General features: G+C 73.6%; 10 protein-coding genes. 1 reads left to right on the top strand and 9 read right to left on the bottom strand.

Annotated elements, in window-relative coordinates; genetic code table 11:
- Position 1: 1 nt before the first annotated feature.
- From mtlA to MPTA5024_RS10905, 3 genes are read right to left on the bottom strand one after another with little or no spacing between them, the layout of a single operon-like run.
- On the bottom strand, positions 2–1,186 hold the full coding sequence (mtlA, locus tag MPTA5024_RS10915) for a PTS mannitol transporter subunit IICB (protein ID WP_051457924.1): 1,185 nt from the start codon (positions 1,184–1,186) through the stop codon (positions 2–4).
- A gap of 58 nt (positions 1,187–1,244) precedes the next feature.
- Positions 1,245–2,186, bottom strand: a complete 942-nt coding sequence (gene pfkB, locus MPTA5024_RS10910) for a 1-phosphofructokinase (RefSeq protein ID WP_036322184.1) — start codon at positions 2,184–2,186, stop codon at positions 1,245–1,247.
- Positions 2,183–2,944 carry a DeoR/GlpR family DNA-binding transcription regulator gene (locus tag MPTA5024_RS10905; RefSeq protein ID WP_036322182.1) on the bottom strand — a complete coding sequence of 254 codons (762 nt, stop codon included), beginning with the start codon at positions 2,942–2,944 and terminating at the stop codon, positions 2,183–2,185. Before MPTA5024_RS10905 ends, pfkB begins: the two co-directional genes overlap by 4 nt.
- Before the next feature lie 230 nt (positions 2,945–3,174).
- Here MPTA5024_RS10905 and MPTA5024_RS10900 point away from each other — a divergent pair, with 230 nt between their 5' ends.
- Complete coding sequence (locus MPTA5024_RS10900; RefSeq protein ID WP_036322180.1) at positions 3,175–3,759, top strand: DinB family protein; 585 nt, start codon at positions 3,175–3,177, stop codon at positions 3,757–3,759.
- A gap of 27 nt (positions 3,760–3,786) precedes the next feature.
- Here the strand turns inward: MPTA5024_RS10900 and MPTA5024_RS10895 are convergent, their stop codons facing one another.
- The 6 genes from MPTA5024_RS10895 to MPTA5024_RS10870 all read right to left on the bottom strand — a co-directional run bounded on the left by MPTA5024_RS10895 (position 3,787) and on the right by MPTA5024_RS10870 (position 10,310).
- Positions 3,787–4,941, bottom strand: coding sequence for an LLM class flavin-dependent oxidoreductase (locus MPTA5024_RS10895; RefSeq protein ID WP_036322178.1), 1,155 nt, complete (start codon positions 4,939–4,941; stop codon positions 3,787–3,789).
- 18 nt (positions 4,942–4,959) lie between these two features.
- On the bottom strand, positions 4,960–6,060 hold the full coding sequence (locus MPTA5024_RS10890; RefSeq protein WP_269750569.1) for an SfnB family sulfur acquisition oxidoreductase: 1,101 nt from the start codon (positions 6,058–6,060) through the stop codon (positions 4,960–4,962).
- 58 nt (positions 6,061–6,118) lie between these two features.
- Positions 6,119–6,913, bottom strand: coding sequence for a maleylpyruvate isomerase family mycothiol-dependent enzyme (locus MPTA5024_RS10885; RefSeq protein WP_036322177.1), 795 nt, complete (start codon positions 6,911–6,913; stop codon positions 6,119–6,121).
- 150 nt (positions 6,914–7,063) lie between these two features.
- A complete protein-coding gene (locus MPTA5024_RS10880; protein WP_036322176.1) occupies positions 7,064–8,701 on the bottom strand; it encodes a GMC oxidoreductase in 1,638 nt (545 codons plus the stop codon).
- Positions 8,698–9,234, bottom strand: a complete 537-nt coding sequence (locus tag MPTA5024_RS10875) for a carboxymuconolactone decarboxylase family protein (protein WP_036322175.1) — start codon at positions 9,232–9,234, stop codon at positions 8,698–8,700. Before MPTA5024_RS10875 ends, MPTA5024_RS10880 begins: the two co-directional genes overlap by 4 nt.
- Positions 9,231–10,310 (bottom strand): NAD(P)H-dependent amine dehydrogenase family protein, encoded by a 1,080-nt coding sequence (locus tag MPTA5024_RS10870; RefSeq protein WP_036322174.1) that lies wholly within the window; start codon positions 10,308–10,310, stop codon positions 9,231–9,233. Before MPTA5024_RS10870 ends, MPTA5024_RS10875 begins: the two co-directional genes overlap by 4 nt.
- Positions 10,311–10,383: the final 73 nt, after the last annotated feature.

Here is a 10,383-nt window from a genome sequence, read left to right as displayed (position 1 = left end):
GTCACGCCTCCTTGGCGGCCGGAACGGTGGTGTTGATCTCGACGGCGGTGGTCTCGGGAGTGGCCCCGTCGGCGGCCGTCCCGTCGGCGGCCTCCGCGGACTCGGCTGCCTCGGCGTCCGGCTCGCCGGAGTCGTCCCCGGCGCCCCGGCCGAAGCCGAGCAGGGCCGACGCCACCGCGAACGAGACCGCCGTGGCGACGACGATGCCGGCGATCACGCCGAACCAGCCGCCCTTGGGCGTCACGGCCATGTAGGCGAAGATGCTGCCGGGGGACGGCGTGGCCACCAGTCCCGCCCCGGTGACCAGGAACGTCAGGATGCCGGACGCGCCGCCCGCGATGACGGCCAGGATCAGGCGCGGCTTCATCAGCACGTACGGGAAGTAGATCTCGTGGATGCCGCCGAGGAAGTGGATCACGATGGCGGCGGGCGTGCTGGGCCGCAGGGCGCGCGGGCCGAACAGCAGGTACGCGATGAGCAGGCCGAGGCCGGGGCCGGGGTTCGACTCCAGCATGAACAGGATCGACTTGCCGTGCTGGACCGTCTCGGCGACCCCCAGCGGGCCGAGGACGCCGTGGTTGATCGCGTTGTTGAGGAACAGGACCTTGCCCGGCTCGATGATGACCGAGGCGATCGGCAGGAGGTGGTGGTTCACCAGCCACTCGACGCCGCTCTCCGCCACCTGGGTGCACCGCTCCACGACCGGGCCGATGGCGAGGACGCCGGCGATGGCGGCGAGGGCGCCCACGATGCCCGCGGTGAAGTTGTCCACCAGCATCTCGAACCCGGCCCGCGTCCGCTCCTCGGTGAACCGGTCGACGTGCTTGAGCACGTACGCGGCGAGCGGGCCCATGATCATGCCGCCGAGGAACATCGGGACGTCCGCCCCGACGACGACGCCCATGGTCGCCACCGCGCCGACGACCGCGCCGCGCTGGCCGTGGACCATGCGGCCGCCCGTGTAGCCGATGAGCACGGGGAGCAGCACCTTGATGACGGGGTCGACCAGGGCCGCCAGCGTGGTGTTGGGCACCCAGCCGGTCGGGATGAACAGGGCCGTGATGAGGCCCCAGGCGATGAAGGCACCGATGTTGGGCATGATCATCCCGGCGAGGTGACCGCCGAAGCGCTGGATCGTCGCCCTCACACCGGTTCCGTGGACGGTGGGGGTGTACGGGGTGGCCAATGTCGTGCTCCTTCCGGGGCGGCCGGCCCGGCGGGCCGGCTGGGGGGAGTTGCGCCGCTCATCCCCCGGGCGTGAGCGGCAGGGCCGGATCAGGGGTGGTGATCCGGACGGCTGTGCGATCGATGTCGGCCGGACCGGGCATCCGGCTGCCGGGCAGCCCGACGGCGGCGCTCGCCCACGCGAGGCCCTCGGCCAGCGCCTCCTCGCCCTGGGCCCCCGCCGCGAGGAAGCCGGCGAGCATCGCGTCGCCCGCGCCGACGCTGCTGCGGGGCTCGGCGACCGGGCAGTCCCCGAACCAGGCGCCACCGTCCTCGACGAGCAGGGCGCCGTCGGCTCCGAGGCTGGTGAGGACGGAGCGGGCGCCCATCGCCCGCAGCTTCCCGACGGCGTCGATCACATCGCCCAGGTGGGCCATGTCGGCGCCCGTCGCCTCGGCGAGCTCGTCGCGGTTGGGCTTGACGAGGGCCGGTCCGGCGCAGACCGCGGACACGAGGGCCGGCCCGCTGGTGTCCACGGCCAGGTGGATCCCGGCCGCTCCGAACCTGCGGCACAGCCCGGCGTACACGTCCACCGGCACGCCGGGGGGCAGGCTGCCCGAGGCGACCACCCAGTCGGCGGACCGGGCCGCGTCGAGCACGGCCGCCGCCAGCGTGTCCAGCTCGGCCGCCGTGAGGGCCGTGCCCGGCTCGTTGACCTTCGTGACCGTGCCGTCGGGCTCGGCGAGCGCGACGTTCGAGCGGGTCGGGCCCGCCACCGGCACGGGGATCATGTCGATGCCCTCGACCGACAGCAGCTCCACGAGCCGCCGCCCCTCGCTGCCGCCGTACGGGATGACGGCGCACGACCTGACACCGTTTGCCAGCAGGGCCCGCGACACGTTGACGCCCTTGCCGCCGGGGTCGAGGTGGGCCGCGCCCGCCCGGATGACGGCCCCGCGGGTGAGCGCGCCGACCTCGATGGTCCGGTCGAGGCTCGGGTTCAGGGTCAGCGTGAGGATCATGCCCGGACGACCTCGGGACCCGCCGCCGCCAGGTCGGCCGCCAGCTCCAGGTCGAGGCCCGCGTCCGTGATGATCACGTCGATCTCCGCCAGCGTGGCGAAGCGGGCGAGGTAGTTCCCGGCGAACTTCGTGTGGTCGGCCAGCAGCACGGACCGCTGCGCCGAGGCGATCATCGCCCGCTTGATCGCCGCCTCGGCCGGGTCGGGGGTGGTGAGCCCTCGTGCCACCGAGCAGCCGTTGGTCGCCATGAAGGCGACGTCCACGTGGAGCTGGGAGAGTTGCTGGAGCGCCCAGTCCTCGACCGTGGCCAGCGTGCGCCCCCGCACCCGGCCGCCGAGCATGAGGACGGTCACGGAGGGCCGGGTGGCCAGCGCGGTCGCGAGCGGCGGCGAGTTCACGACGACCGTGAGCTCGCGGTCCGCCGGGAGGACCTGCACGAGGCGGCCCATGGTCGACCCCGCGTCGATGATGATCGCGCCGTCCTGTGGGAGCTCCGCCAGGGCGGCCTTGGCGATTCGCTCCTTCTCGGCCGTCATGACCTCGTCGCGGGCGGCGAGGGCCGGCTCGAACCCGAGCCGTTCGACCGGAATCGCCCCGCCGTGCACCCGGCGCAGCACGCCCGCGCGCTCCAGGACGGTCAGATCGCGGCGGATGGTCTCCGTGGTGACCCCGAACTGCTCGGCGAGCGTCACCACGTCCACCCGCCCGGCGGCCCGGGCGGCGCTCAGGATCTCCTGCTGCCGTTCCTCGGCGTACATCGTGTGGGTTCACCGCCGTTTCGATGTTGTTTTGTATGTGTTTATCCCCGCATTTGTGGAACGTCAAGGGGGTGAGCATCACGAAACAGGCGCGCTCGCGCCGATCGTCCCGGCGTACCCTGCGCTCGTGACCTCCGGACTCCTCCTGTGCCGCGACCCCCTCCGCCCCCGGACGCCCCACGCACGGCGGGGCGGGGCCGGGCGGCGGGGGCGCGGGCTAGGGTTCCGGCATGGGCATCGCGTGGAGCACGCACCTGCACGACCAGCTCGACTGGCACTGGCGCACCCATCTGCGTCCCCGGCTCGACGGGCTCACCGACGAGGAGTACCTCTGGGAGCCGGTGGCGGGCTGCTGGAGCGTCCGTCCCCGCGGCACCGGCACGGCCCCGGCCTCCGTGGGGGACGGGGAGTACGCGATCGACTTCGCCCTGCCGGAGCCCCGCCCGGCGCCGGTGACGACGATCGCCTGGCGGCTCGCACACGTGATCGTCGGCGTCCTCGGCATGCGGTCGGCCGCCCACTTCGGCGGCCCTCCGGTCCATCACGACCACTTCCCCTACGCGGGATCGGCCGGCGAGGCCCTGCGCCAGCTCGACGAGGCGTACACCGTCTGGATCGAGGGGGTGCGCGGCCTCGGGGAGGAGGGCCTCGCCCGGCCGTGCGGGCCGAGTGAGGGCCCGTACGCCGGGTTCCCGCTGGCGGCGCTGATCCTGCACATCAACCGCGAGGTCGTCCACCACGGCGCGGAGGTCCTGCTCCTGCGCGACCTCTACCGGAATCGCCGCACACTCGGCGACGGGGTCCCGGCCTCGTGACCGCCCGGCCCCCGGCGCCGGAGGCGGTCAGACCCCCGCGAAGGGGACGGCGGCCGGTGAGAGGGCGGCGGCCCGCGCCGGGTGCGTCCACAGGCCGCGCTCGGCGAGCAGCGGCAGGACGCCCTCGCCGAACCAGTACGCCTCCTCCAGATGCGGGTAGCCCGACAGGATGAACTCGGTCAGCCCCAGGTCGTGGTACTCGGCGATCCGGTCGGCCACCTCCCGGTGGCTGCCCACGAGGGCGGTCCCCGCGCCGCCGCGGACGAGCCCCACGCCGGCCCACAGGTTGGGCGCGACCAGGAGGTCCGCGGACCGGCCGCCGTGCAGGTCGAGCATGCGCCGCTGCCCCTCGGACTCGCTGCGCCGCAGGCCCTCCTGCACCCGGCTGATCGTCTCGGGGTCGACGGCCGCGAGCAGCCGGTCGGCCGCCGCCCACGCCTCGTCCGCCGTGTCGCGTGTGATGACGTGCAGCCGGATGCCGTACCGCAGGGAGCGTCCCTCGGCGGCGGCGAGCGACGCCATCCAGGCGAGCTTGGCGGCGACGTCCGCGGGCGGTTCGCCCCAGGTCAGGTAGACGTCGGCGTGGCGGGCGGCCACCGGCCCGGCCGGCTGGGACGACCCGCCGAAGTAGATCGGCGGCAGGGGGTCCGGCACGCGCGGGATGCGTCCGCCCTCGACCTGGACGTGCTCGCCCCGGAAGTCGACCGGGCCGCCCGACCACAGCGCCCGGACCACCTCCAGGAACTCGCCGGCCCTGGCGTACCGCGCGGCCTTGTCCAGGAAGTCGCCGTACCCCCGCTGCTCGTGCGCCTCGCCGCCGGTGACCACGTTGAGCAGGAGCCGCCCGCCGGAGTGCCACTGGTAGGTGGCGGCCATCTGCGCGGCGAGCGTGGGGCTGAGCAGGCCCGGCCGGAACGCGACGAGGAACTTCAGCCGCTCGGTGGCCTCCGCCAGCATCGCCGTGGTCAGCCAGGCGTCCTCGCACCACGCGCCGGTCGGCGTGAGCGCGCCCGCGAAGCCGAGGTCCTCCGCGGCCCGGGCGATCTGGCCGAGGTAGCTGAGGGTGGCGGGACGGTCGCCGGAGGCCGAGCCGGCGGCCAGGCCGTGCCCGCCGCCGACGATGTAGCGGCTGTCGCCGTACGTGGGCAGGAACCAGTGGAACGTCAGGGGCGACGAGGTCATGGTCGTGCTCTCCGTGGGTCAGAGGAGGCCGTGGCGGGGCGGGAGGGTGCCGTTCAGCGTGTACCGGCCGATGTGCTGCACCTTCCACCGCACCGGGTCGTGCAGGGTGTGCGTGCGGGCGTTGCGCCAGTGCCGGTTGAGGTTGAGCCCCTCCAGGCTCGACCGCGTTCCCGACACCTCGAAGACGGCGTCGGCGAGCTCGATCGCGGCCCGGTCCGCGTACGCCTTGGCGGTGGCGACGGAGATGGACGCCGCCCCCGCGGCCTCGGCGGCCTCCCGGTCGTCCGCGGCGCCCGGTCCCGCGCCGGCTGCGGCGTCGTGGGCGTCGTGGGCGGCGAGGACGGCACGGGCGTCGTCCACGGCCCGGCCCGCCTCCCGCAGCAGGGCCTGCGCCGCCCGCAGGGTGACGGCCAGCTCACCGAACCGCTGGATGAGCAGAGGGTCCTCGGCCGCCGTGGCGGAGCCGCTCTCGAACCACGGCCGGCTCTTCGTCAGCACGAACTCCCGGGCGTCCCGCAGCGCGGCGCCCGCGATACCGACGTCGATGGCCGCGTGCAGGAGCTGGGCGAGCGCGCCGTGGAGGTGGGGACCGGTGAACGTCAGGTGGTGCGGCACGACGTGCGCGGCCGGCACCCGCACCTCCCGGAGGCGGACCGTGCCGCTGGCCGTGACCCGCTGGCCCATCCCCGCCCAGTCGTCGATCACCTCGACGCCGGGGGCGTCCCTGGGCACGTACGCCACCTGGAGCAGCTCGTCGGCGTCCCTGGCCAGGACGGGGATCCAGTCGGCGAACAGGGCTCCCGTGCTGTAGTGCTTCTCGCCCGTGAGGACGTGGCCGCCGTCAGGGGCGGGGGTGAGACGGGTCCGGTAGTCCTGGACGTGCCTGGTGCCCGCCTCCGACTGGGCGTTGCCGAACCGCCTGCCCGCGAGCACCTCGCCGAAGAAGAACCTCTTCTGCTCCGGTGACCCCTGCGCGCGCAGGACGTTGACGTACACGAAGTGGCTCTGCGGGATCTGCGCGATGTTGGGGTCGCCGGTCGCGAGCAGGCGGAACACCTCGGCGAGCGTGGCCGCCCCCACCTCGGCGCCCGCGTGCTCCCGGGGGACGGACACGCCCAGCAGGCCGCTCGCGTGTCAAAAACCTACCGGTTTTGGTGGGATTATGAGGCCGGGAGGGTCAGAACCCCGGGAATACCCGTCGGAGGTCGTCCAGGGTGAGCGCGTCGCCCGTGAGCCGGACGCCGGCGGGGGTGCGCTCGGGCGCGTGCCGGCCGGTGAGGAGGCGCAGCCACCATTCCGCGGGGGCCGTGAGGACGGCGTCGGGCTCGGCCGGGGTGTCGACGAGCGCCACGGCGTCGCGGATCTCGAGGCCGAACGAGCGCTCCGGAGCGGTGACGTGCACGGCGACCGTCACCTGCCGGCCGCCCAGCGCGTCCGCCTTGCCGAGGAACCCGGCGAGACGGCCGGCCTCGTCGACCAGCAGGTCGACGGCGACCGGGTCCAGGGCGGCGGCCGGGTCGAACGCGACCTTCACGTCCCAGGTGTGGTGCGCGACCTCGCTGAGCCGCATGCCGGCGAACCCCGCCACGTCGATCGGCTGCGGCAGGAACCAGATCGGGACGAGGAGGTCGTCCCGCGTCCGCCCGTCCAGGCTCTCCAGGCGGCTCACCAGCGCCTCGTTCGCCCTGACGAACTCCTCGGCGCGGGCGGCGGGCGACATCCCGTCCCATCGGGCCCACACGCCCTTGATGAAGTCCATGTCCGGGCCGTCGGTCCCGCCGAGCGCCGCGTCGAGGGCGGCCAGGTTGATCTCCGCGCCGCTGCCCAGGTGGCTCAGCACCTGGGAGACGTCCCACTCGGCGGCCCCCGAGGGGCGGCCGAGGTCGTCCGCCGTGAGGCCGCGCACCAGCGCGGCGAGGTCGTCGAGTTCCGCGCGAAGCGCCTTGATCGCCTGATCGGCCCGCTCTGCCATCGTGTCTTCCGTTCCGCGAAGGTGCTGGGACGCCGCGAGGCCCGGACGCCGGCCCGGCGCGCTACGCGTCGGCCGCGCACGGCCCCGGCGGCGCATGGATCATACGGCGGCGCCGGGGCACCGGGAGGGGCGGGGCGGTCCGGCTCCGCGTCACAGGTCGGTGGCGATGATCTTCTCGATGTTCCGCTCGGCCAGGGCGGTGATGGTGACGAACGGGTTGACGGTGGTGTTGCCGGGGATCAGGGAGGCGTCGATGACGTACAGGCCGGGGTAGGCCGTGAGGCGGCCGTAGTTGTCGGTCGCCTTGTTCAGCACCGCGCCGCCGAGCGGGTGGTACGTCAGGTGATCGCCCCAGATCTTGTACACGCCGAAGAGGTCGGTCCGGTAGATCGTGCCCTCGGTCGCGTTGATCCTGTCGAAGATCGTCTTGGCCATGGCGATGGACGGCTGCTTCCAGGCGGTCTGCCAGTTCAGCACGACGGTCCCGGTGGCGGCGTCCCAGGAGAACGCGGCGCGGTTGGGGTTCTTCGTGATCGACAGATAGAACGACGCGAAGGTCTCGATGCCCGTGGGCAGCGGCGCGACCTCGGCGAAGGCGCCGCCGGCCGCCCAGTTGTCGATGCCGCAGCAGGGGATGGACGACTGGAGGCTGCCCGTCGGGTCCCACAGGTGGTTGGCCCGGCCGCACATCACGTTGCCGTTGTCGCCCCAGCCCTTGCCGACCTCGTCGTTCAGGGCGGGCAGCGCGCCCGTGGCCTTCAGCCTGACCAGCAGCTTGCTGGTGCCGACGCTGCCGGCGGCGAAGAACACCCGGTCCGCGGTCACGGTCTTGGTGGCCGTGACATTCCCCCCGGTGTCGATCTGGTCGATCACGACCGCGTAGCCGCCGCCCGGCGCGGGGGCGACCGAGGTGACCTTGTGCAGCGCCGAGACGGTGACCCTGCCGGTGGCGGCGGCCCGGGCCAGGTAGGTCTTCTGCAGCGACTTCTTGCCGTAGTTGTTGCCGTAGAGGATCTCGCCGGCCAGCGCCGACCTGGGGACGGTCCCGGCCGCCTCCTGCTTCATGTAGTCCCAGTCGTACACGTCGGGGACGAAGACGAACGGGAAGCCCGATCGCTGGGCCTGTTTACGGCCGACCCTGCCGTACTGGTAGCACGCGGTGGAGTCGAACCAGGCCGGGTCGACCAGGCCCGCCCCGAGCCCGGCGTTGGCGCGGGGGTAGTAGACGTCGTACATCTCGTTCGCGTCCACCGACGGGAGGATGCCCGCGAAGTTCTCCCGTTTGGGGGTGACCGCCATGCCGCCGTTGACGAGAGAGCCGCCGCCCACGCCGCGGCCCTGGTAGACCGTGATGCCGGCGAACTCCTCGGCGTCCAGGACCCCGGTGTGGCGGGGGATGTCCCTGTCGATCGGAAAGCCGAGGAAGTAGTTCAGCGGCGCCTTGGTCCGGGTGCGCAGCCAGTACGACCGGCGGTCCGGCTGAAGGGTGTTGCAGAAGATCTTGCCGTCGGAGCCGGGCGTGTCCCAGGCCATGCCCATCTCGACCATGTGCACGTCGACGCCGGCCTCGGCGAGGCGCAGGGCGGCGACCGAGCCACCGTACCCGGTGCCGATCACCAGGACGGGCACGTGCGCGCCGCCGGCGATCGGCGTCGAGGCGACGGCGGCCCGGGCCGCGGGGGCGCGGCCGGCCAGGGCCGCGGCCCCCAGCAGCGAACCGGTCCCGGCGATGAACGCCCGGCGGGAGATGCCCGTGATGCCGGCACCGGACGGCGTGGGGTCGCTCATGGGAGGTCCTCGCTTTCTGCGGAGGCGGCGCGGTCCGGGACCGGGACGGGCGGGGGACCGCCGGGCAGCACGCACACGGCGTCGAGTCCCAGCACGCGGTTGAGCCGGCCGAACGTCAGCCAAGAGCCGATGCACATGGTCAGCTCGACGATCTCCCGCTGGCTGTAGTGGGCGGACATCCGCGCCCAGAACTCGTCGTCGAGGCCGTGGTGATCCAGGGCGTACCGCTCGGCGTACTCGGCGGCCAGGCGGGTGCGGTCGTCGAAGGCGCCGGTGGTGCGCCACTCGGTCACCGCGCCGGCGAACTCGTCCTCGACCTTCCGGCCGTCGCGTTCCGTCCGCCAGTCGAGGCAGAAGGCGCAGCCGTTGATCTGCGCGATCCGCAGCCGGGCCGCCTCGAACTCGCGGAGCCCGAGCGTCGTGCGGGCGTACACCGCCAGCGAGAACGCCGAGGCCGCCGGCCCGATGCCGGGCACCATCTCGCCCCACACGTACGCGATGGGGTCCTTGCCATCGGGGACGTCGATCCTCATGGCCGTTTCCTCCCGAGCCTGCCGGTCGCGGGGCGCAGCGGGACGTCGAGGGCGTCGTACAGCCCGGGTTCCGCCCCGACGAGCCAGTCGATCGCGTTGACCAGCCGGGCGGCGGCCGTCGCGTTGCCGCCGGCGGACCGGTTGCCGCCCTCGTCGGTGGCCTCGACCGTCACCTCGATCCGCGGCCGGCCCTCGATGATCACCCGGTGGGCGCCGTCGCCGTCCGGCGGCGCGGGCCAGTCGGGGGCGCAGGACGGGTGGATGCGGGTGACGTGCTCGACGACGACGCGCGGTTCGCCCTCGACGACGCCCTGCACCTCGAACCGGACGGCGCCCTGGGTGCCGGCCTCGAAGTCGCCCATCGTCGCGGTGGTCACCGTGGCGTCGAGCGGACGGCGCTCCACGATCTCGCGGATCTCGCCGAGCTCGGCACCGAGCGCCCTGGCGATCAACCGCACCTGGCCGCCCCACACCATCGACGGGACGCCCGCGGAGAGCATCGGCGGCTCGTAGTCCATCGGCTGTCCCATGCCGACCAGGTAGCGCACCGCGTCCGCCTGGTCGTACGTCGAGTAGTCGAAGATCTCCTGGCAGCGGATCGCGTCGACGACCGTGCCGAGCCCGCTGATCATCAGCGGGAGGACGTCGTTCCCCCAGCCGGGGTCGACGCCGGACACGAACAGTGAGCCGCCCCCTTCGGCGACGGCGGCCAGCACCGGCTCCCGCACCTCAGGCGGCGCGCCGCGCTGGTCGTAGAGGGCGTACAGCGAGGGCGTGACGACGACGGCCCCGCCGCGGATCGCGCGGACGACGTCGGCCAGGGCCTCGTCGGGACGGATGTCGCCGGACGCCGCGTACACGACGGCACGGGGACGGGCGGCGAGCACCGCGTCGACGTCGTCCGTCGCCGCGACGCCCAGGGAGTGGCCGAGCCCGGCCAGGTCGCCGGCGTCCCGGCCGGCCTTGCCGGGGTCGTGGACGAGCACGGCCGTGAGTTCCAGTGCCGGATGGGCCTCGACGGCGCGGATGGCCGCCCGGCCCACGTTTCCGGTACCCCAGACGATCGTGGAGACCATGACCGGAGCGTAGCAAGCGCTTGGTTGTGCGTATAGGCCGCGATTCCGGCGGTGCGCCGGAAGGGGCGCCGCG

Origin of the sequence: Microbispora sp. ATCC PTA-5024, from assembly GCF_000511135.2 — a bacterium.
Lineage (GTDB): Bacteria > Actinomycetota > Actinomycetes > Streptosporangiales > Streptosporangiaceae > Microbispora > Microbispora corallina.
This window is presented reverse-complemented; position numbering and strand designations above follow the sequence as displayed.